The 22,155-nt window shown below is 72.6% G+C and carries 11 protein-coding genes; 4 read left to right on the top strand and 7 right to left on the bottom strand.

Annotated features, from left to right (window positions below):
- Nucleotides 1-6: 6 nt before the first annotated feature.
- From WME90_RS13855 to WME90_RS13830, 6 genes are all read right to left on the bottom strand, one after another.
- Nucleotides 7-5,430: a trifunctional serine/threonine-protein kinase/ATP-binding protein/sensor histidine kinase gene (locus WME90_RS13855; protein ID WP_437281578.1), complete on the bottom strand. Its 5,424-nt coding sequence runs from the start codon at nt 5,428-5,430 to the stop codon at nt 7-9.
- A gap of 439 nt (nt 5,431-5,869) precedes the next feature.
- Nucleotides 5,870-7,555 carry a reverse transcriptase family protein gene (locus tag WME90_RS13850; RefSeq protein ID WP_437281577.1) on the bottom strand — a complete coding sequence of 562 codons (1,686 nt, stop codon included), beginning with the start codon at nt 7,553-7,555 and terminating at the stop codon, nt 5,870-5,872.
- A 286-nt stretch (nt 7,556-7,841) separates the two neighbouring features.
- A complete protein-coding gene (locus tag WME90_RS13845) occupies nt 7,842-9,974 on the bottom strand; it encodes an SWIM zinc finger family protein (protein ID WP_437281576.1) in 2,133 nt (710 codons plus the stop codon).
- The gene (locus tag WME90_RS13840) at nt 9,971-11,680 is read right to left on the bottom strand and encodes a hypothetical protein (RefSeq protein WP_437281575.1); all 1,710 of its coding nucleotides are present in this window, start codon (nt 11,678-11,680) and stop codon (nt 9,971-9,973) included. Before WME90_RS13840 ends, WME90_RS13845 begins: the two co-directional genes overlap by 4 nt.
- A gap of 117 nt (nt 11,681-11,797) precedes the next feature.
- Complete coding sequence (locus WME90_RS13835; protein WP_437281574.1) at nt 11,798-12,913, bottom strand: Kazal-type serine protease inhibitor domain-containing protein; 1,116 nt, start codon at nt 12,911-12,913, stop codon at nt 11,798-11,800.
- Nucleotides 12,914-13,054: 141 nt separating this feature from the next.
- Nucleotides 13,055-13,774, bottom strand: coding sequence for a hypothetical protein (locus WME90_RS13830; protein WP_437281573.1), 720 nt, complete (start codon nt 13,772-13,774; stop codon nt 13,055-13,057).
- A gap of 131 nt (nt 13,775-13,905) precedes the next feature.
- On the opposite strand from WME90_RS13830, the gene WME90_RS13825 reads away from it, so the two are divergent.
- From WME90_RS13825 to WME90_RS13815, 3 genes are all read left to right on the top strand, one after another.
- Nucleotides 13,906-18,840, top strand: a complete 4,935-nt coding sequence (locus tag WME90_RS13825) for a sigma 54-interacting transcriptional regulator (RefSeq protein WP_437281572.1) — start codon at nt 13,906-13,908, stop codon at nt 18,838-18,840.
- Between the two features lie 367 nt (nt 18,841-19,207).
- Nucleotides 19,208-19,651, top strand: coding sequence for a BON domain-containing protein (locus WME90_RS13820; RefSeq protein ID WP_437281571.1), 444 nt, complete (start codon nt 19,208-19,210; stop codon nt 19,649-19,651).
- Between the two features lie 56 nt (nt 19,652-19,707).
- On the top strand, nt 19,708-20,253 hold the full coding sequence (locus tag WME90_RS13815) for a DUF3341 domain-containing protein (protein WP_437281570.1): 546 nt from the start codon (nt 19,708-19,710) through the stop codon (nt 20,251-20,253).
- A 67-nt stretch (nt 20,254-20,320) separates the two neighbouring features.
- Here the strand turns inward: WME90_RS13815 and WME90_RS13810 are convergent, their stop codons facing one another.
- Nucleotides 20,321-20,920 carry a cysteine hydrolase family protein gene (locus WME90_RS13810; protein WP_437281569.1) on the bottom strand — a complete coding sequence of 200 codons (600 nt, stop codon included), beginning with the start codon at nt 20,918-20,920 and terminating at the stop codon, nt 20,321-20,323.
- Between the two features lie 257 nt (nt 20,921-21,177).
- Here WME90_RS13810 and WME90_RS13805 point away from each other — a divergent pair, with 257 nt between their 5' ends.
- Nucleotides 21,178-22,113, top strand: a complete 936-nt coding sequence (locus tag WME90_RS13805; protein ID WP_437281568.1) for a Ku protein — start codon at nt 21,178-21,180, stop codon at nt 22,111-22,113.
- The last annotated feature ends 42 nt before the right edge of the window (nt 22,114-22,155 follow it).

Genomic DNA, 22,155 nt, shown 5'->3' with positions numbered 1-22,155 from the left:
CTTCATTCAATTCCCGGAGAGGTTGAGGCCGATCCAGCCGGCAGACGTGCCGGCCGGCTGCGGCTGTTCGTGGGGCGCCGCGCGCGGGAGCCGGACGACGAACGTCGTGCCCCGCGCCGCGTCGCTCTCGACGTCGATCGTCCCGCGGTACATCGCGACGAGGCGGGAGACGAAGCTGAGACCCAGGCCCACGCCGGTGGTCGGCTTCGTCGAGAAGAACGGCTGGAAGATCTTCGAGAGGTCCTCGGACGAGATCCCGTCAGCGTTGTCGCTGATGGTGAGGACCTGGAGCTCCCCGTCGTCGACCGTCTCGACGCGCATCCGCCGGCCGCGGCCATCGCCGACCAGGAGCAGCGCGTCGCGCGCGTTCAGGACGATGTTGCTCACGATGGAGTCGAAGTGCGACTCGTACCCGACGACCGCCGCGCCGCCCCGGAGATCGAGCTCGACCGACACGCCCTGGCGCGCGAACTCGTCGCGGTGCCGCGCCGCGACGGACTCGATGACGCGGCGGAGGCTCACGACCTCGTTGCCGGCGAGCGCGACGCCGAGCTTCGAGTACTCCAGGATCCTGTTCGTGACGCTCAGCGCGCGCCCCGTGCAGTCGCGCACCATGCGGAGCACGCTGTCGAGCGTCTCCTCGGCCTCCTCGACGTCGCCCAGATGGGCGATGGCCGCCTTGAGCTTGCCCTGCGGGATGTCGTCCTTGAGCAGGTCGAAGAGCTCGCCGAGCCGGGCCGCGTTCCTCGCGCACAGCGTCTCGCCGTCCTGGGTCACGGACTCGAGCACCATGGCGGCCCCCGAGAGGGCGTTGCGCATCTCGTGCGCGAAGCCGCCCGCCATCTGGTTCTCGACCGCCTCCCGCTCCAGGCGGACGATCGTCGCGTGGGCCTCCTCGAGCTCCGCCGTGCGCTCACGGACCTTCTGCTCCACGCCCGTGTAGAGCCTCGCGTTCTCGATGGAGATCGCCATCTGCGAGGACAGCATGGAAAGGAGCTCCAGCCGATCCTGGGTGAACATCCCGGTCGCCGTGTTGTTCTCGAGGTAGATGGCCCCGTAAAGGCCGTTATGGTGGATGATGGGCGTGCACAGGACGGACCTCGGGCAGCGCTGCGCGACGTAGTCATCGCGCTGGAACTGCCGGTCTGTCGAGGCGTCGGAGAGGACGACGCACTGGCCCGTCCGCGCGACGTACTGCACGATCGCGGCCCAGACGAGCGGGCGATCGCGCGCCGCGGCCTGGTCGAGGGGCAGCCCCGGGAAGCGCGCGTCGTCGCGGCCGTCCGTCCAGTCGACCACGGCCTCGATCCGCAGGCCGTCGCTGTCCCGGAGGACGAGGCAGCCGCGCTGGGCGCCGGCGTTCTCCATGGCGACCGACATGAGCTTGGCGAGGAGCCTGTCGAGCACGATCTCCCCGGAGATCGCCTGCGCCGCCTTCAAGACCGTCCTCAGGTCGAGGCGCGATGCGCCGAGCGAGGTCGTCGTGACGAACGTCCGCGAGGGCGCGATCTCCGATGATCGCGGAGAGAGCGCCTCGCGCGCGGCGAGCTGCGGATACCGCTCCTGGAGGTCCTGCGCCTTGCGGACGGCGCCCCAGAGGTTGTAGTGGTAACTCGCGTCCGCGAGGTACACGCGCGCGAGCTTCTCTTTCCCCTGCGCGAGCCAGAACCGCCCCGCCAGCTCGCAGGCCACCGCGGCCTCGTTCACGTAACCGTGCTCCGAGGCGGACGCGATGGCGCGGTCGTACAGGTCCAGGGCCTCGACCGCGCGGCCGTCGAGCCGCGCGAGCTCGGCCTCCACGAGCAGGTACCGGTGCAGGAAGTTGCTGGCGCACGTCCCGGACAGCGCCTTGAGCTTCCCCTGGTTCTCCGCCAGCTTCGCGCGGTAGCGCGCCTTGTCCTCCGGCGAGGCCGCCGGGTAGAGCGCGGTCATGGCAAGGGAGTAATAGAAGGTGTGCAGCGGCGTGAACACCTTGCCCGTGCTCGCGCCGAGGGTCGGCTCCGTCTCGGCAGCGTGCCTGTAAGCGAGCTCGTATTCGCCGAACACGAAATAGAGCATGGCCTGCGCCGTATGAATATAATTGACGGTATTGAAGTTCCTTGTCGCGTAGAGGCCGGGGAGCGCCTGCTCGGCGTCGAAGAACTCTCCCTTGATCCTCGCCGCGAGCTCGGACCTGCCGGTGAGGTTCCGGATGACCTGCCGCCACACGCTGAGCTGGTTGATGACCTGCTCCTGCTTGAACCTGAAGACCTCCTCGATGTACCTGTCGAACATCGACTCGAGCTCCAGGAGGTTCTGCCCGGAGACGGCGCCGCAGACGAAGGCGTTGATGAGGCAGTAGGCGGCGCTCTCGGCGTCGCCGTTCTCGGCGTAGCTCAGGTATCCTTCGATGAGCGGCGCCTGGCTCTCTCGGGCCGGGCGGTAGAAGTGCCGCGAGAGCCCGTAATAGAAGTTGTAGACGCTCGCCTTGTAGAGCGGCTCGTCCCGGCGCCGGTGCACCGCGATCGCCAGCTCACCGAACTGGGATCCCGTCGCGGTGTCGCCCACGCCGGCGTTGACGAGCACGCTGAACGCCGCGAGCGCATAGGACGAGAGCGGCGACTCGCCGTGATCCATCGTCAGATCGAGCGCGCGGCAGATGAAGAGCCCGAGCATCTCCGGCGCGGCGAAGTAAGATGCATGGATCGCGCGCCGGAGGATCACGAGCGCCGCTTGCTTCGAGGAATCCGTCATCGGGGCGAGCTGGCCGAGGCGCTCGAGGCCGATCTCGGCGACCTGCTTCGTCGTCTTCGTGTAGGCGTCGAGGAAATCCTGCATGCCGGGGCTCGCCGGGAACGTCTCTCCGAGCTGCGCGAGCGCCTCCACGGCGATGTCCACGGCCCTCCGGAACTCCGCCTGGGTGTGGTGATAGAGGATCAGGAGCTCGTAGAGCTTGCTCCTGTTCATGACGTCGCGGATCTCGCGCAGGGCCGCGTCCACGAGCTGCTTCATCGCGCCCCAGTCGGCGCTCATGCACGCCGCCTCCGCCGCGCCGACGTGGAGCGCGCTCATCAGCGCATGATCGCCCTGCCAGGCGCTCGCGGGCAGGAGCGAGAGGCCTCGGGCGAAGTAGCCGCGCGCCGCGTCGAACGCGGCGGAGAGCAGCGCGCGCCGGCCCGCGAGGAGGTTCAGCTCCGCGAGGCGCCGCTGCTCCGCGGCGTCGCTCAGCAGGTCGGCGCCGCGGTTCAGGTGGTAGACGACGTCGAAGACCTTCTCCTCGGGGGCGCGCCCGCCCAGGCTCCGCAGGAGGAGCCGGCCGATGTCGGCGTGGAGGCCGCCGCGCTCGCCGTCCTCGATCATGGCGTACGCGGCCTGCTGGACGCGATCGTGGAGGAACCTGTAGTCCGGGAAGACGAGCGGCGCGGCGAGATCGTCGGGAGCCGCGGGCTCCATCGGGGAGAGCGGGACGATGAGGCCCTCGTGCAGCGCGGGCACGAGGTGCCGGTAGGCGTCGCCGCGCGTCTCCTCGCGGATGACCGCGAGCCTGCCCAGGTCGAAGCGGTTTCCGAGGCACGACGCCGACATGAGCGCTCGCTGCGTGTCCTCGGGGAGCTCCCGGAGCTTGCCGATCATCAGGTCGACGACGTTGTCCGTGATGTTCCTGGACTCGATGTGCTCGACGTCCCACGTCCAGGCCGCGAGCCCGGCGTCGTACCGCAGGCACCCGGTGTGGTGCAGCGTGCGGAGGAACTCGTTGACGAAGAACGGGTTGCCGCCCGTCTTCCGCGTGACCAGCGCGGCGAGCGGCATGACCGCCGCGGCGTCCGCGCGCAGCGCGTCCGCGAGCATCCGGCAGACCATCTCGGTGCCGAGCGGCCCCGGAGAGATCTCGCGCACCCGACCGACCGCCCCTTCCCGTCGCAGCGCGGCGATCGAGGCCGAGAGCGGGTGCGCGGCCCCCACCTCGTTGTCGCGGTAGGCGCCGATCACGAGCAGACCGCGCAGCTCCGCGTCCGTCATCAGGAGCTCGATGACCCTGAGGGACGCCGCGTCGGCCCACTGCAGGTCGTCGAGGAAGATGGCGAGCGGGCGCTCGGCGTCGCAGAACACGCGGACGAAGTTCTGGAGGACGCGGACGAAGCGGTTCTGGGACTCGGCGAGCCCCAGCGCCTGGACGGGCGGCTGGTCGCCCACGATGCGCTCGATCTCCGGGATCACATCGACGAGGACCTGCCCGTTCACCCCGAGCGCGGCCTTGATCTTCGAGCGCCACAGCGCGAATTGCGCCTCGGGCTCGGCGACGATCTGCCGCACCAGGTCGCGGAACGCGCTGGTGATCGCGGTGTACGGGGTGCTTCGCTGGAGCTGGTCGTACTTGCCTGCGACGAAGTACCCGCGCGCCTCGGTGATGGGCTTGTACAGCTCGTGCGCCAGCGCGGACTTGCCAACCCCCGAGTACCCGGCGATGAGCATCAGCTCGGCGCGGCCCCGCGCTGCGCGATCGAACGCCTCGAGCAGCGCCTGCACCTCGCTCTGGCGCCCGTAGAGCTGCTGCGGGATGCGAAGCTCGCCGGAGGCATCGGCGCGGCCCAGCGGGAACGAGGCGATCTCGCCCGTGGCCCCGAGGCGCCGCTCGCACTCCTCCAGATCGTGAAGGAGGCCGTCCGCGCTCCGGTAACGGCCCTCGGCCGCCTTCGCCATGAGCTTCATCACGAGGTCCGACAGGGCCTCCGGCACGCTCGGGCATCGCGCGCGCGGCGCGACGGGCTCGCGCGCGACATGGCAGTGAACGAGCTCCATGGCGTCCGTCGCGCTGAAGGGCGGCGCGCCCGTGAGGAGCTCGTAGAAGGTGGCGCCGAGCGAGTAGAAATCGGTGCGATGATCGAGGGACCGGTTCATGCGACCGGTCTGCTCGGGAGAGATGTAGGCGAGGGTCCCCTCGAGCACCGCGGGGCTCTTGATCGAGAGCTCTTCCCGTGAAAGCCGCGTCGAGATGCCGAAGTCGATGATCTTGGCGACACCCGTCTCGCGGTTGAATACAACGTTGGATGGATTGATATCCTTGTGTATAATTCCGTTTCTGTGGACTTCTTGAAGGGCGCGCGCGATCTGGATCGCAAGCGGGATGAAGGCCGCGGCGTCGAACGGGCGGCCCTGGAGGTGGTGGAGGTGGTGCGCCAGCGAGCGGCCGCCGAGATCCTCGAGGACGAGGAGGAGCCCGTTCTCGTGCCTGCACAGGTCGAGCGCCCGGACGACGCCCGGCACATCCAGGTTGCAGAGCACCGCGTATTCATGCCGGTAGCGCGTGAGCTCCGCCTGGCTGGGATAGTCCGAGCGCAGCAGCTTGAGAATCACGGCGCGCCCGTCTCCGGTGCGCTGGCCCCGGTAGACGCGCGAGCTGCCGCTCTCGTAGATCTTGTCGGTCGCTTGATAACCCGAGATCGTCAGCATCACTCCCCTTGACGTCAGACGTGCTCTGGTGCTGTCAGGCACGGTCGACAGCCCACGTCGTGGCATGGCCGCACCACGAATGTGTCCTGGATGGTAACACGAAGACGCTTCGCGGCTGGACGAATCTCGCTGCGCGGCGTGGGTGGATATCCGCCGTTGATACCTGTTCTGGTTCAAGGTGCCACTTTGGGAGCCGAGCCTGCGATGTTCTCCAGCTCGCCGCTCGCGCACGATTCGACGTCCTGGCGGTTGCTCCAGAGGATGGCGCGGGACACTCGTCGAGGAGCTCCGGCAGGCTGCGCGCAGGGCACGGGCTGGGGGGAGCGCTCGCCGACGAGGCCTGCCGAGCACTAGGCAGGCGAGTGAGACCTACGAAAGTACGCCGCGGCGAGCCGAACAACGCCGCTGAGCCCGTAGCGCACGAAGGTGCGCCCCGCGATCACCCCGTGAGGGCGTCGAGGGCCGAGAGCAGCGGCGCGGCCCGCTCGCGGTCGATCATCTGCACATAGGCGATCCTGCCGCGCAGGTGCGCCTCGAAGTCCGGCACGCCCTGGCGGTTCTGGGCGGCGAGGCCGGTCTTCTTCGCCGCGTGGAGGATCGCGCGCAGGCGGCGCACCTCCTCGCGCGGGGCAGAGGGCTTGTCGTTCACCACGACGCCCGTCACCACCTGACGCCCGCCGGCGCGCTGGATACGGCCCTTGTCCGGGTTGATGGCGAAGCCCTCCTCCTCGACGATGTGGCGGACACGGGCGAGCAGCATCGCGATGTCGCCGCGCTTGCCCGGAGGCGCCGAGAAGGTGAGGTCGTCCGCATAACGCGTGTAGGTGAAGCCCGCGCGGGCGCACATGCCGGTGAGGCGGCGATCGAGCTTCCGCGCGACCTGGTTGGAGATGGCCGGGCTCGTGCAAGCGCCCTGCGGCAGCGCGCGGTCGCCGACCGCGACCCAGTAGCGCTGCCCGTCGTACTCGACCGGCCGCCGCGGCGGCTCGGTGCAGAGCAGCGCGAGGAGCGTGGCCACCGCCGGGGAGTAGCCGAGCCGGCGGAAGAGGCCGCGCACCCGCGGGAACGTGATGGTCGGGAAGAAGTCGGACAGGTCGAGGTTGACGACCACATCGCGGCGCGTGTGCGGGCGCGCGTTGGTGACCGTGGAGCGCCCCTTCACGAAGCCGTGCGCGGGCTCCTCGACGGGCAGCTTCTCTAGGATCTCGCGCAGGACCCACGCCTGCGCCGCGGCCAGCGAGGCGTGGGGCGCCGCGAGCATCCTCGTCCCGCCCGAGCGCTTCGGGACGTCGAAGTACACGTAGTGAGGGCGCTCGACGGCCTCGCCGTGAAAGCAGAGCCAGCGCAGGCGTGGGACGGCGACGCCGAGGGCCGCGGCCAGATCGGCCGGCGTGGACAGCACGGGCAGCCCGCGCTCGACGAGCGACTCGACGTGAGAGCGCCGGTCCGCGAGGCCCGCGGAGACGTCGGGGCCGAGGTACACGATGTCCTCGGCCCGGCGGCGCGCCACCGCCTCGGCGCGCTGCCGCTTGCGCTCGGCGCTCTGGCGCCGCTTCTCCTCCTTGCGGGCGAGCTTCTCGCGCTTGAGCCGCTCGATCGCCTCGTCGGCCGAGCGCGCCGCGATGGTGCCGGCGAGCGCCGCGGCGTCCTTGTGCCTGAGCCATAGATCCCCGATGCGGTGGATCTCGGCGATCTGCGCCTCGGTGAGCAGGCCGCGCAGGATGAGGCCCCGATCGATGAGGGCGGTGCGCTCGTCGCTCTGCGGCGGGATCGTGTCCACGCGGCCGATCCACGCCGTCATGCGCGGGTTGATCTTGAGCGCGCGCTTGCGCAGCTCGTCCGCGGAGAGGCCGAGGATCCCGCCGGCGTCGTAGGGGTCCGCGGGGCGCGGCTTCGCGCTCGCTGCCCCGGCGCGGGGCTGCCCGGCGCGGGCGGCTGGCTGCGCGGCGGCCGCTGGCCCTGCCTGCGCCGATCGGGCCTGCGCCGGCCTTGCCGGGGCCTGCGCCCCCTTCCCCGGCGCCGGCGGCGCCTGGCCAGGCGCCGCGCCGGCGCCTCCGCCGTCAGCCTGCTCCGCCTCGGCCCCGCCCAGGCCGAGCATCGACTTCAGCTTGTCCCAGAAGCCCATTCGACCGTTCCGCTGGCCCGCAACCGGTCCAGCCCTCCAAGGAGACCCGCCCGCCCGACTACTCGCTCGTGACCACGCCCGATCACCCAGGCGCCTGGCAGCTGTGCGGTTCCAGGACCGTCAGGTCCCTCTGAGTGGAACCGCACAGCTGCTAAAGGCGCCCAAAGAACATCGGGGGTGGGGATGCATGGAAGAACAACCTCCACCGCGGCGGAGCGCCGCAGCATGTTGGGCTCGAGCGGACGGATCTCCTTGCAGGGCTGGACTCTCCGATCTGGGGTGAACCTCACTTCGTCGATCGCCTGGCGACGAGCCACGCGAGGCCCACCAACGCGGCGGGGCTCGCCTTGAACTGGTCGGCGACGCGCCGGATCTCGACAAGCACGTCCGCGTGGACCGCGAGCGTCCTGACGACCGGCGCGCGGAGCTCGCGCGCGCTGAGCGCCCGCTCCGCCTCCGGCCCGCCGAGCGCGAGGGCCTCGGCCCACGAGCGGCAGCCCTGGATGCGCTCGAACGCGAGGTCCCACGACGCCTCGACGATCTCCGCGAGCCCCGCCCGCCCGGCGGCCGCGGCGCGCTCGATCTCGCCGAGGAGCTCCGCGGGGAACGGCACCGCCTCGCCGTGTGGTGCGGCCGTCGCCGCCCGCGGGCCGTGCGAGCCGACCTCCGCCTGCCGCGGCGAGGACGCAGCGTCACCGCGGCCGGACAGGTGGAGCTTGACCGCGAGCAGGTGCCGGCACGGGCCGGCGCGCAGCCGGTTCTTGTAGAAGTACGAGCAGCTGCACTTCGCCTTCTTGATCGCGCCGTCGGCGTCGAGGAGCAGCTCGCAGCTCGTCGCCTTGGCCCTCGCCAGGACGACGCGGCGGCCGCCGGAGAGGGCCTCCTCCCGCGCGATCTCCACGCCGCCCTGGGCGATGCGCCGGCCCTCCGCGAGCTCCGGGGGCTCGGGGCCGAGCAGCACGTCGGAGAGGGCGACCGGCATCACCGGGCGGCAGCGATAACACTCCGCGGCGTGGTCGTAAACCACCTGCCCCTGCTTCGCGGCGAGGTGCAGCGCGCTGCGGAGCGCGTCGTCCGGCGCGCCCATCGACACGGCGAGCTCGCCGTAGGACGCGCGCCGGACCATCTCGAGGTGGCGCACGATCCGGTCCGAGAGCTGCGCGTCCGGGGTGAAGGCGTCCGCCATGACGTCGAGGTGAGAGCCCGAGGTCCAGTCGTTCGCCGTCCAGCCCGAGAGCGCGAGGGTGAAGCGCATCTCGCCCATGAAGACGATCCACAGGCTCGGGAGCCCGGAGCCGAGCAGCCTCACCTCGATGCGGTCGGCGAGCGGCAGGAGCCGCGCGAGCACGGACAGGCGGCGCCTCCCCCACACCTTGATCTCCTCGGTCGCCTCCGCCGCCGGCGCGCTCCTCGGCGCCCCGGAGCGGTACGGGCCGAGCCCACCCGCGCCCTGCCCGGGCCCCGCGGCCACGGGGCCATCGTCGCAGGTGACGCCGCGGCACGGGATGGAGACACCCCAGGGGTCGAGCACGAGGACAGGCGCTTTGCCCGGCGTGAGCTGGAAGCGCAGGCTGCGCGGGCCCGTGCGCTCGCGGTGCCGATCGAGGTGCGCGAGGAGCGAGTAGACCGCCTCCACGGGGAGGTCGACCCTGCGGCACGGGAGGCACATCGCCGCCTGGAGCTGGCCGAAGCCGCGCAGCCACGAGGGCGGGAGCTCGATCTTCTCCTCGCGGTAGTCGCCGCGGCCCTCGACAGCGACCTCGAAGCCGGTCGGATCGACGAGGAGCCGCGTCGGCCGGTAGCTGCGGAGCGTCTGGAAGTGGTCGTAGAGCGCGAGCGAATAGTCGACGTTCGTCGTGCCGAGGCCGGCGTCCTGCGCGCCGCGGAAGGCGTCGCGATCGACAGAGAGGCAGCCGTAGCTCGACTCGTCCTTGGAGAAGCACTCGAAGAAGACGACGTCGGGCGCGACGGTCACGACCGGATCGCAGGGGACGAGGTGGCGGAAGAGCTGCGGGTCGCTCTTCGCGAGCTCGTTCGCCCAGCGGACGCGCGCGCCCCAGTAGAGCTTGTGCATCTTCCGGAAGTCGGCCTCGAGGTTCGGCGGGAGCGGCGCGTTCCCGAGGCGCGCGAGCTCGGCCTTCATGGCGTCGCCGTGGATCTCCCTCCGGAGCCGCGCCTCGCGCTCGGCCTCCTGCTGCTTCCACGCCTCGTGGGCGGCGCGATCCTTCGGCTTCTGCCGCAGATCGCCCACGACGACGTCGTGGAGCGCGCTGATCGCCTCGCGGAAGCGCACCGGCCGCGCGAGCTCGCCGTCGAAGAAGACCCTGGGGCGCGCGAGGTTGGGCGCGAAGCTGAGGGCGGCGCCGCCGCCGAGCTCCTTGACGCCGCTCTTGCCGAGGTAGCGGAGGTCGAAGCTCACGCCGCGTCCTCCCCCTCGAACAGCCGGAGCTCGGGGAGCCTGCGCGCGATGGCGTCGCGGAGCGCGGGGGCGCGGAACGCGGCGCGGGCGAGGGCGCCGAGGGCGGCGCGCCGCTCGGGCGCGCGAACGCTGCGGAGCGCGACGCCGAGCAGCGGCAGGAGCGCGTCGGCCTCGCCGGGCCGGGCGACAACGCGGTCCGCGATCTGCCGGACGACCGCGCGCTTGTCGCGCGCGCCGCCGTGGACGGCGAGCAGCGCCGTCGCCCAGACGTGCCGCAGCGCCTCGGGCGAGAACGCCGCCTTGCGCGCGGTGAGGTGCCGGATCAGGAAGGCGCGGGTGTCGGCATGGGGCGTCTCGGCCAGCGCGGCCCACAGACCGGTGTCGTCGCGGAAGCGCGCGTCGGCCTCGAAGACCTCGAGCGCGCGGGCGCGGACGTCCTCGTGGCGAGAGTCCAGGAGATCGCGCACATGCTCGGCCCGGCCGTGGGGCGAGCGCCCGAGCACCTCGACGAGCCACGCGACCGCCTCCTCCCGGACCCGGGGCGCGACCGCGGTCGCGAGGCGCGCGATCGTGTCGAGATCTGCGGCGGTCTCGACGGGCTTCGCCTTCGCCCAGCGCAGGCCGAGCTCCGCGACCGGCGCGGCGCGCGCGCGGGCGAGCTCCACGCACTCGGCGAGCGAGAGCCGCGCCGGCGAGACGTGCTCGACCACCGCCTCGCAGAGAAAGGCGAGCGCCGCGGCGTTCTCTGTCTGGAGCAGCGAGAGCCAGTCCGCGATCGGCAAGCTCCCGAGGCCCGGGATCTGCCGGAGCAGGCCGGCGGCGAAGGTCTGCACCTCGTCGTGCGGGCTCTCGAGGAGCGCGCGCACGCGGGCGAGCGGCAGGCCGCGGAGCTCGGCGGCGTAGTCGCGCTCGAGGAGCCCGACGGCGAACGCCCGGACGGTGCGGCTCCTCGCGGCCGTGACAAGGCCGAGCACGTCGTCGAAGGCGCCCTGCCAGGCCGCGGGGTAGATCGGCGCGGGCTCGAGATCGGCGAGGGCGGCGCCCGCCGCGAGGCGGACGCCGCGCGGGAGGCGCTCGATGGCGGGCGAGCCCCAGTAGAGCGCGTGGAGCAGCCCCCACGCGTCGAGCAGGCGCTCGGGCCTGTCGAGGTGCTCGTCGCGGTAGAGCGCGAGCGCGGCGCGGATCGCGCGGCCGTAGCGCGCGGCGTCGCGCCGGCCGAGCCGGCGGAAGTAGCGGAACGCGCGGCGCCGCAGGTAGTGGCGCGTCTTCATCGAGAAGCGCGGCGACTCGACGTCGCCCTGGGGGAGGCGGACGGGCGCGCCTGTGTCGCTGACGAGGCAGGGCTCGTCGCTGGAGGTCCTCGTCACCCAGTCGTAGCGGGTCACCTTGACGAGCTTGCGGCGGACGAGGCGGTCGAAGGCGACCATGAAGCGGCCGACGACCTCGTCGTCCCCCGCCTGCTCGGCGAGTTTGTAAAGGACCTTGACGAGGCCGCGGTGGTGCGGCCGGTCGCAGCCGTCGTCGATGTAGCGGAGGAGCGCGCGCCGCGCGAACGGGCGCCGGTCCGCGTACCAGCGCGGGGCGAGCGCCTTCAGCTTCCGGCCCGCCTCCGAGGCGAGCACCTCGTCCACGAACCGGTCGTCGCCCGCCTCGAAGTGCTCGTCGAGGAGGAGCGTCGACGCTGTCTGGGATCGCGCGGCGCTCATTCGCCGCGCGATGCTACGGAACCGGCGCGGAGCCGGTCAAGCGCGGCGCCGCCGCGCCAGCGTCGCGCGACGCATGTCACGCGACGCGCGGCGCGGCCGGCGCCTGCGGCGTCGCCCTTACCGGCGGCACTCGCCGCGCGACACGACCGACACGCCCGCCGCGTGCGCGAAGCACTCGTTGCCGTACGTGGTGTCGTCGCAGCCGCAGACCGGATCGTACTGCTCCGTACACGCCTCCGGGATGGTCTCGCAGGTGCCCGTCATGTCGCCCGCGCCGCACATGGCCTCGAGGCTGTAGTTGCAGAACTCGCCCTTGTCGCACGCGAAGCCCGCCAGGCCGCCGCAGATCTTCCCCGGAGCAGGCTCGCACTCGCCCTTCGACGCGACCGACACGCCGGCCGAGGCCGCGGCGCACGCGTTTCCGTACGTCTGGCCGTCACAGCCGCAGACCGGATCGTACTGGAACGTACACGCCTCCGGGATGGGCGTGCAGATCCCCGGCCCGTCCCACGCGCCGCACTCGACCTCGGGCGGGAAATTGCAGAACTCGCCCTTCTCGCACGTCCAGCCGCCGCGGGTGCCGCAGGCCTTGCCCTCCGAAGGCGGCGGCGCACACTCGCCCTCCGACGCGACCGACACGCCCGCCGCGTTCGCCGTGCACGCGTTGCCGTACGTGTTGCCGTCACAGCCGCAGACCGGGTTGTACTCCCTGGTGCACGCGCCCGGCGTGGGCTCGCAGGTGCCCGTCATGTCGCCCGCGCCGCACTGGGCGTCAGGCGCGAAGTCGCAGAAATAGCCCTCCTTGCAGGAGAGGCCGAGGAGGCCGCCGCAGACCTCCCCTGGAGGAGGCGCGCACTCGCCGCTCGACGACACCGACGTGCCCGCCGCGTTCGCCATGCACTCGTTGCCGTACGTGTTGCCGTCACAGCCGCAGACCGGGTTGTACTCCTTCGTGCACGCCTGGGGGACGCGCTGGCAGGTGCCCGTCTGATCGGCCGCGCCGCACATGGCCTCGAGCTCGTAGTCGCAGAAATAGCCCTTCTTGCAGGAGAGGCCGAGGAGGCCGCCGCAGGCCTTGCCCTGTTGCCCGCCGCCCTTCACCTCCGAGGCGTCGGACGCGGTGCTGTCGTCGGCGATCTCCACCTGACAGCCCGCGGCGAGCGGGAGCATCGACAGCGCGAGCCAGAGAAAGGATCCGATACGGCTGCTCTTGATACGATTCTGGACGTTCATGTGTTCCTCCAACAGGGCCCCGCCGTAGCCGGCGAGGCGATAGACATGCACGAGCCCCTCCCCTCCAGAGGAAGGGCGCCTCGCGCCGCGCGCAGTACGTCGCGCGCGGCGCGCGAGTTCGATGTTCGTCTCCCCGACCGCTCAGTCGGGGAGCGTCAGCGTCAGGACGCGGCGCCCAGGCTCGGGCGCCGTGACCTCGAGGAAGAGCACGTCCTCGCGCTCCACCCCTTCACCGTCCGCGCGCACCGTGACGACGGCGGACTCGCCCGCCGGCACCACGAACGCCTCCGCCGGGCTGATCCCGAACGGCCCCGCGCCGCGGCGCAAGCGCGGCGCGCCGAAGGCCACATCCTCAGCGCACGTGTTGCGGACGACCACGTCGCTCTCGCCGGCCTCGACCGAGACCCACGCGGCGGGCTCGGTCGCGAGGCAAGGCAGGTGCGCCAGCATCGTCCGCGTCGCGTCGATGGGCTCCCCCGTGAGCTGCAGATCCACCGGCTCCGACCGGCGCTCGCCCTGCTTCACCTGGATCCGCAGGACCTGCTCCGTCGACGCGTCCAGCGCGGCCACGAAGCTGCCGTCGTCGTTGATCTCCGCGACCACGGGCGCGTCCGCGCTGTCGAGGTTCGTCACCACGACCACGCCCTCCGCCGGCTCGACCGCGCCAGGCTCGCCCTTGAGGACGACCTGTTGCCGCAAGATCATGGGGTCGCCCGACACGCCGACGAGCCCCGCATCCAGGAACGGATCGTGGACCGGCGGGCTCGGCTGCGGGCTCACGACACAGCCGCCAAGCAGCACCCCGAGGAGCGTCGCGACGCGCGCGCCCCGCCGTCCTCGGTGTCCAGATGTCGTCCGCATCGCCATGCCCGCCATTAGAGCAAACCTGGTGCCGAATGAAAAAGGACGGAAATCATCGTGAAATCCAAGGCACAACTGTCTCATCAAGTGTCTCACTGTCTCAGATGGCACATTCATGAGACACTGTGCGGATGATCCCAGCCGAGGGGACCGTGCTCGCCCGCCGCTACCGCCTGATCCGCCCCCTGGGGCGCGGGGGTCTGGCCACGGCCTGGCTCGCGCGCGACGAGGCGCTCGGCCGCGATCTGTGCCTCAAGCTGCTGGGCCACGCGCGCACGGCGGAGCGGGCGGCGTTCCGCGGCGAGTTCAGGATGCTGGCGGGGCTCTTCCATCCGCACCTCGTCCGGGTGCTCGACTTCGGCATGCTCCGGGAGACCGGAGAGCCGCGCTTCTACTTCACGTCCGAGGCGGTGCTGGGCGCGCCGCTCGACGAGTACGTGACAGGCCGGCGCTTCGAGGAGGCGCGGGCCGCGATCGTGGACGTGCTCGACGCGCTGCGCTTCCTCCACCGGGCGCGCATCCGCCACGGCGACGTGAAGCCGGCCAACATCCTCGTCGGGCCCTCGGGGCGCGCGGTCCTGATCGACCTGTCCTGCGCGGCGCGGCTCGGCGGGAGGCCCGACGACAGCGTCTCCGGCACCCACGGCTACCTCGCGCCCGAGGTGATCCGCGGCGAGCCGGCCGACGGGCGCGCGGACCTGTTCTCGCTCGGCCGCACGCTCGACGCGATCGCGCCGCTGCTCGCGGAGCCGCTGCCGGAGGCGATCGGCGCGCTCGTCGAGCGCCTCGTGCGGATCGAGGCGCGCGACCGCCCCGCCGACGCGGGCGAGGTGCTCGACTGGGTGGGGGCCGCGCCGCGCGCGCTGGCCCCGCCCCCGCCGGAGCCGCCCCACCTCGTCGGCCGCGACGCGGAGGTGCGCGCGGTCGCCGAGGCGATCGCCGCGCTCGAGCGCGGCGAGAGCGGGCCGCGCCTGTGCGTCATCGCGGGGGAGCCAGGCTGCGGGAAGAGCCGCCTCCTCCGCGAGGTGAAGTGGAGCGCCGAGCTCCGGCTGGAGGCCGTGGAGGGCTTCGCCAGGGCCGGCGCGCCGGTGACGTCGATGCTGGGCCGCGCGACCGGCGAGGAGGCGCTCCCCTCCGGGGCGCTGGGCGCCCTGCGCGCGCACGAGCGCCTGACGCGGGCGCGGATGGACGCGGAGGCGAGGACGGGGGCCGGGCCGCTCTTGCTCGTGCTCGACGACGCCGACGAGGTGAGCGGGGCGGACCGGGAGATGCTCGAGGCGCTGGTCCGCCTGCTCGGCCCCGAGGATCCCGTCCTGCTCCTCGCCGCCGAGCGCATCCCGCACGGCGGCGGCCGGGCGCCGCTCGCCGCCGTGGCCGCCGAGGCGGGCCGGAGCGTGCGCGAGGTCGCGCTGCCTCCGCTCGGGCGCGAGGCGGTGCAGCGCTGGATGGACGACATCGGCCTGGGCGACGCGACGGAGGTCGTGCTGCGGGCGAGCGCGGGGTGGCCCGCCGACCTTGTGGTGATCGCGGGGCGGCTCGCCGAGAGCGGGGACGTGGCGGGGCTCGACGCGACGACGCCCGGGGCGAGCGCGCGCTACGCGCTGCGGCTGCGAGGCCTCGGGCGGCCGCTGCGCGACGCTGTGGCGACGCTGGCCGTGCAGGGCGGCGCGGTCGCGGACGAGGAGCTGCCGTCGCTCGGGCTCCCGGTCGCGCACCTGGCCGAGCTCGCCGCCCGCGGCGTCGCCGCCCGCACCGCGGGGGGGTGGACGCTGACGCGCGCCGGGCCGATCGCCGCCCTCCTCTCGGCCCTCAGCGGCGAGGCGGTCCGCGCGGCGCACGCGCGGGCGGCCGCCGCCCTCCCGGCGCGCGCCGAGCAGCAGGTGCTGCACCTCGCGCTGTCGGGCGACGCGGCGGCCGCGGAGCGCCTGTTCCTCGCGCGCCGCGCCGAGCGCGAGGCCGATCCGCGGCCGTGGGCCGTGACCGCCGAGGCGCTGCTCGAGGCGGCGACGTCGGCGGAGGCGCGGCTCGAGATCGCGTCCACCCTCCAGCGCGGCGGCCGCGCGGCCCGGGCACGCGAGGTGCTGGAGCAGCTGCTCGCGAGCGACAAGGCCGAGGGGCTCGGCGCGCGGCGCGCGCGCGCGCTCGTCCGGCTCGGCGCGTGCCTGCTGGAGCTGGGCGACCCCACGGCGGCGCTCGCGCGGCTCGACGAGGCCGAGCGGATCGAGCAGGCCGGCGGGGAGAGCGCGTCGATCACGCCGCGCGAGCGCGCGGAGCTCGCCGATCTCGCGAGCCGGGCGCTGCTGCGGCTCGGATCCCACGCCGAGGCGCGGGCCCGCGCCGAGCCGGCGCTCGCCTGGTGCGACGAGCCGGAGGCGCTGGCGAGCCTCCACGAGGACGTCGGCGTCGCGGCGAGCTACCTCGGCGAGCGCCGCCTCGCGGGGTTGCACCTGGGGCTCGCCGCCGGGCTGCACCGCGATCGGCGCGCGCCGAGGGCGCTCGTGCGCGCGCTCTCGTACCAGGCGATCGACGCCTTCCGGGCGGGGGAGGTCGAGGCGGCGCTCGTCGGCTACCGGCAGGCGCTGGCGACCGCGGAGGAGCACGGGCTCGGCGACCTCGTCGCGCGCTGCAGCCTCAACGTGGGCACGGCGTGCCACCAGTCGGGCGAGCTCGGGGAGGCCCTCGCCGCCTACGAGCGCGGGGCCCGGCTCGCCTCCGCCCTGGGCCAGGCGGACCTGGTCCTCGTGCTCGATTTCGATCTGGCGAAGCTCTGGGCGGACGCGGGGGCGTTCGAGCGGGCCGCCCGCGTCGCCTCGCGGGTGGAGGCGGAGGCCGCGCGGCGGGGCGCGCCGTTCTTCGCGGCGGCCGCGGCCTCGGTCCTCGGGGACTGCGCGCTCGCGGCCGGCGACGCCGAGGAGGCGGCGCGCTGCTTCGAGCGGTCGCGGCGCGGCTTCGAGGCGCAGGGGGCGCAGCGCGAGGTGGTAGAGGAGGAGCTGGAGCTCTGCCGGGCCCACCTCGCGCGGGGCGCGGCGGGCGACGCGCGCGCCGCGCTGTGCCGGGCGCGCGAGCACGACGCCGCCCGGGAGGCGCCCGACCTCGGGGCGCGCGCCGCGCTGCTGGAGGGGCGGCTCGCGCTGCTCGACGGCGAGGGCGACGGCGACCCCGGTCAGGACCTCGCTGCCGCCCAGGAGCGGCTCGAGCGCGCGCTCGGGCTCGCCGAGCGCGCGGCGCAGCCCGACCTCGCCGCGGACATCCGCCTCGCGCTGGCCGAGGCCCACGAGCTCGCGGGCGAGCCCGAGGCCGCCGCGGCGCAGCGGGAGCGCGCGGCCGCCGCCTGGTCCGCCATGGCGCGCTCGCTGCCGGAGGCGCTGCAGCACGCCTTCTGGACGCACCCCCGCCGCCGCGCGGCGCAGCCGGCGCGCGCGCCCGCGCCGGCCCAGGCCGCCGCGCAGCCGGCGGCGGAGCGCGCGGCCAAGCTCGAGCGCCTCCTCGCGGTATTCCGCAAGCTGAACTCCTCCGTCGAGATCGCCGACATCCTCGCGATGGCGATGGACGCCGCGATCGACCTCACGGCCGCGGAGCGCGGGTTCCTGCTGATCGAGCAGACGGGCGGCGAGCTGCGCGTGGCGGTCGCGCGCAACGTCGATCGGGAGAAGGTCGGCAGGAGCCACCTCAAGTTCAGCTACGGCATCGCCGAGCGCGCGATCGCGACGCAGGAGCCCGTGGTCACCGTCGACGCCCAGGAGGACCCGCGCTTTCACGCGCACGCGTCCGTGCACGCGATGCGGCTGAGATCCGTGATCGCCGTGCCGATCCGCTCGCCGGACGGCGTGCTCGGCGCGCTCTACCTCGACAACCGCTTCCGGCGCGCGCGCTTCGCGCCCGAGGACGTCGACCTGCTCCTCGCGTTCGCCGACCAGGTCGCGCTCGCGCTGCGCAACGCGCGGCTCGTCGACGACCTGCGCCGCCGCACCGTGGAGCTCGAGGCCGAGCGGCGCCGCGTCGAGGAGCTCCTGCGCGGCCAGGCCGCGGAGATCGACCGGCTGCAGGAGCAGGTGCTCGTCCGCCAGCAGGCCCTGGAGCACCGCTACGACTACGGCGCCATCGTGGGGCGGGGCCCCGCGCTCCGCGCGGTGTTCGCGACGCTCGACCGCGTGGTCGAGGCGCCGGTCAACGTGCTCGTGACGGGCGAGAGCGGCACCGGCAAGGAGCTCGTCGCGCGCGCCATCCACTTCGCCGGCCCGCGGAAGGGCGGCCCGTTCATGGGGATCAACTGCGCCGCGCTCCCCGCCGCGCTGCTCGAGTCGGAGCTCTTCGGGCACGTCCGCGGCGCGTTCACGGGGGCGGACCGGGACCGGACCGGCCTCGTGGTCGCGGCGCGCGGCGGCACGCTCTTCCTCGACGAGCTGGGCGAGATGCCGCTCGAGGTGCAGGCGAAGCTGCTCCGGGTGCTCCAGGAGAGGGAGGTGCGCCCGGTGGGCAGCGCCGAGGCCGTGCGCGTGGACTTCCGCCTCGTCTGCGCGACGAACCGCGATCTCCTGGCCGAAGCCGCGCGCGGGCGCTTCCGGGAGGACCTCTACTACCGCGTCGCGGTGGTGCAGATCCGGCTGCCGGCGCTGCGCGATCGCCTGGAGGACTTACCGGAGCTCGCGCTCCACTTCGTGCGCCGCGCCGCCGAGCAGCTGGGCCGCCCCGCGCCGCAGCTGTCCCACGAGGCGCTGCGGCGGCTCGGCCAGCACGGCTGGCCTGGGAACGTGCGCGAGCTGGAGAACGTGATCACGAAGGCGGTCGTGCTCTGCGACGGCCGGAGGATCGGGCTCGACGACGTGGACCTGCCGCGCGCGCGGGAAGGCGCCGGCCGCGGCGCGGCGCGGCCGCCGCACGACGAGCGCGCCGCGCTGCTCGCCGCGCTCGAGCGCACCGGCTGGAACGCGCTGCAGGCAGCGCGCGAGGCGGGGATGTCGAGGGCGACGTTCTACCGGAAGCTGCGGGCGCTCGGGATCCAACGGCCGATCGAACGGCCCGCTGAACGCCCGAGCGAACGACCGAGGGATCCCCACGGCGACTGAGCTCTTCCTCGAGCGCGCCAAGCAGAAGCGCGGGCCCGAGGGGGCGCCGGCGACTGGCGCTCTCGATGGAGTCCGTCACAGGCGTACGCACGTTTCATCGTCCGTCCGAGAGCGCAAAATCTCCCATTCTGACGCGGTCGGCACGTGGCGGTTCGCCCCACTTGGGGCAGTCCGGCCTCCATCCACTCATGAGCTTGCCAGCCGCGCAGCGTCGCGCCCCGACGCACGGAAGAGCCACGCACGAGTCGGCGTGGGAAAAGGCACCGCTCGTCCGGTGTGACGGGGGCGTGCGCCGCGATGGGCCGCGGCCATTCACCGACAGGCGCTCTCCGCCGGCGATGGCCCGGGCCTTGCGAGGGCGCCGGGCATGAACACAGCGAAACTCTTCCTGCTGATGTCTCTCTCGATCGCCGCCGCGGCCGGCTGCGATCGAGCGGAAGGCACGACTCGCTCGAACGGCAATCCCGCGGTGCCGGGCGAGATCGCGCAGCGGGCGAACAACCCCACGCCGACGGCCGCCGACAACACGGACAAGAACGATCGCGATCGCGATCCCGCCGCGCTGACCCCGGGCGACCAGGGTGAGAACGAGGCCGATCGCACGATCACCCAGAAGATCCGTCAGGCGGTGATCGCCAACGACACGCTCTCGATGAGCGCGAAGAACGTCAAGATCATCACGGTGGGGCAGGTCGTCACGCTGCGCGGCCCGGTGAAGAGCGACAAGGAGAAGGCCGACATCGCCGCGCTCGCCCTCGGGATCCCGGGTGTGCAGAGGGTCGATAACCAGCTCGAAGTCGACGTTGACTGAACCGACACGAATCGACGTTGACTGAACCGAACCAAACGGTCCGAAAGGAAGACACCATGGCAACGAAGAAAGCGGTCCTTGGCCTCGTGAGCACGCTCGCTCAGGCAGACATCATCGTCGGCGATCTACAGCGCGCCGGCTTCATGACCGGCGACATCTCGGCGCTGTTCCCCGACAAGCACGGGACGCGGGACTTCGCGCACGAGAAGCACACAAAGGCGCCCGAGGGCGCGACGGCGGGCGTCAGCGCGGGCGGCGCGGTCGGCGGGACCATCGGCTTGCTCGCCGGCATCGGCGCCCTCGCCATCCCGGGGCTCGGGCCGTTCATCGCGGCCGGACCGATCATGGCCGCGCTGAGCGGCGCCGCGGCCGGCGCCGCGCTCGGCGGCGTGACCGGCGCCCTGATCGGGCTCGGCATCCCCGAGGTCGAGGCGAAGCAGTACGAGGGGAAGATCAAGGGCGGCAACATCCTCATCTCCGTCCACGTCAACGACAGCAACGAGCGCGCGCTCGCCAAGCAGATCCTGGAGCGCGGCGGCGCGACGGACATCGCGGTCCTCACCGAAGAGGGGATCTCGGCGAAGCACAAGGCCGTCGCCTGAGCGTGGCGCCCTCTCGTGACACGTGACCTCGGGCGGCTGCCCGCTGGACGCAGGCCGATGCGCGGCGTCAGGCGGGCAGCTGTCCGAGGTCGAGCTCGTCCGACGGCGTGATGTCGGCCTTGAGGAAGCGCTCCATCTGGCGGAGCGCATGGGCGTTGTCCTCCTCGGTCTCGGACGCCACGCAGTCCGACGGGACGAACAGCCGGTAATCGCGCATGTAGGCGTCGTTCGCCGTGAACAGGACGCAGATGTTCCCCGCCATGCCGGTGAGGAGGAGCGTCTGCGCTCCGAGCGACTCGAGCAGGATCTCCAGCGTGGTGCCGTAGAAGCCGGAGTGCTTGGGCTTGAGCACGAAATAATCGTCCTCTCCAGGCCGCAGCAGCGCCGCGATCTCGCGGCCGCGGACGCCCTCTTCCAGGCAGTGCTCGATCTGACGGTGGAAGTTGGATTGCCACCGGCCGAAGTTGTCGTTCACGTAGACCGCCGGGATGCCGGCGTCGCGGCACCGCTGCTTCAGCGCCCGGATGCGGTGCGCCATCGGGAGCGCGTGGGCGAGCAGCCGGTCGCCTGCCGGGAAATCCATATCGTTGATGACGTCGATGAGGAGCAGCGCTGTCCGGCTCTCGTCCGGGGCGGCGCCGTGAAGGTCGTGGGAACGCCGAGGCATGTCGCCCGCGGGTTATACCGCGGGCGAAGGCGCCCGTGGCAGCGATCGCCACCCGCCCGGTCCGACGTGGCGAAATGCGACCTCGGCCTTGGCAGCGCGCGTCACGCGGCGAGATCACCCCATGGCCCCCGAGCGGCCGGGACGGGCGCGCGGCTCCGGGATCCGCGATGACACGCCGTCGGCCGCCGGCTTGCATCGCTGGCCCCGACGGACCTGGCGCGGGCCCTCGAGTTGCCTTCCGGGTCGAAGGAGCGCACATGCCTCGCAGCATCTGGAAAGGGAGTATCAGCTTCGGGCTCGTGCAGATCCCGGTGGCCCTCTACACCGCCGAGGAGCCCGACGAGCTCCACTTCACGCAGCTCGACAAGCGCACCATGGCGCCGATCCGCTACGAGCGCGTGAACCGGGAGACAGGCGAGCCGGTGAGCTGGGACGATATCGTCCGCGGATATCCCTACGAGAAGGACGAGTACGTCGTGCTGTCCGACGAGGACCTGCGCCGCGCGAACGTGGAGGCGACGCAGACCGTGGACATCCTCGATTTCGTCGACGCCTCGGAGATCGACCCGAACTACTATGACAAGCCATATTTCCTCGCCCCCGCATCCCAGAGCGGCAAGAAGAAATCGCCGGTGACGGCGTATGTCCTCCTGCGCGAGGCCCTGCGGAAGACGGGCAAGGTCGGTATCGCGAAGGTCGTGATCCGGACGCGCGAGCACATCGCCGCGGTGAGGCCGCACGGCCGGGCGCTCGTGCTGAACCTCCTCCGGTTCGCGCACGAGCTCCGATCCGAGGAGGAGCTCGACCTGCCCGAGATGGAAGCGGAGGGAAAGGGGCTCGGCAAGCGAGAGCTGGAGATGGCGGAGCGGCTGGTGGCCGAGATGGCCACCGCGTGGGAGCCGGAGAAATACAAGGACGAATACCGCGACGACGTGATGAAGCTCATCGAGAAGAAGGTGAAATCCGGCCAGATGACGACGCCCGCGGAGCCTGTCGAGGAAGAGCACCACCGCGCCACCGGCACGGTGGACCTCATCGCGCTGCTCAAGAAGAGCCTCGGACAGAAGGGCGGAAAGGTCGCGAACGACGACGCGGGCGACGCCAGGAGAGCGCCTGAAACAGGGGGCAAATCCAGGGCGCGGAAGGCAGAGACCCCGAAGCGGAAGGGCGGCGGCTCGCGTCGGGCCGCGTAGCGAGCGATGGCGAAGCGGTCCACGCGCCGCCCGCCGGGCTGA

This window comes from Sorangium sp. So ce375, assembly GCF_051473855.1.
Lineage (GTDB): Bacteria > Myxococcota_A > Polyangia > Polyangiales > Polyangiaceae > Sorangium.
The sequence above is the reverse complement of the archived record's forward strand: the minus strand, read 5'-3'. Positions and strand labels throughout refer to the sequence as shown.

What these genes read in the sequence shown, in the direction of transcription:
- WME90_RS13855 (WP_437281578.1), bottom strand. Translation starts at nt 5,430, where the DNA reads ATGCTGACGATCTCGGGTTATCAAGCGACCGACAAGATCTACGAGAGC.
- WME90_RS13810 (WP_437281569.1), bottom strand. Translation starts at nt 20,920, where the DNA reads ATGCCTCGGCGTTCCCACGACCTTCACGGCGCCGCCCCGGACGAGAGC.
- WME90_RS13815 (WP_437281570.1), top strand. Translation starts at nt 19,708, where the DNA reads ATGGCAACGAAGAAAGCGGTCCTTGGCCTCGTGAGCACGCTCGCTCAG.
- WME90_RS13840 (WP_437281575.1), bottom strand. Translation starts at nt 11,680, where the DNA reads ATGAGCGCCGCGCGATCCCAGACAGCGTCGACGCTCCTCCTCGACGAG.
- WME90_RS13850 (WP_437281577.1), bottom strand. Translation starts at nt 7,555, where the DNA reads ATGGGCTTCTGGGACAAGCTGAAGTCGATGCTCGGCCTGGGCGGGGCC.
- WME90_RS13805 (WP_437281568.1), top strand. Translation starts at nt 21,178, where the DNA reads ATGCCTCGCAGCATCTGGAAAGGGAGTATCAGCTTCGGGCTCGTGCAG.
- WME90_RS13820 (WP_437281571.1), top strand. Translation starts at nt 19,208, where the DNA reads ATGAACACAGCGAAACTCTTCCTGCTGATGTCTCTCTCGATCGCCGCC.
- WME90_RS13825 (WP_437281572.1), top strand. Translation starts at nt 13,906, where the DNA reads ATGATCCCAGCCGAGGGGACCGTGCTCGCCCGCCGCTACCGCCTGATC.
- WME90_RS13835 (WP_437281574.1), bottom strand. Translation starts at nt 12,913, where the DNA reads ATGAACGTCCAGAATCGTATCAAGAGCAGCCGTATCGGATCCTTTCTC.
- WME90_RS13830 (WP_437281573.1), bottom strand. Translation starts at nt 13,774, where the DNA reads ATGCGGACGACATCTGGACACCGAGGACGGCGGGGCGCGCGCGTCGCG.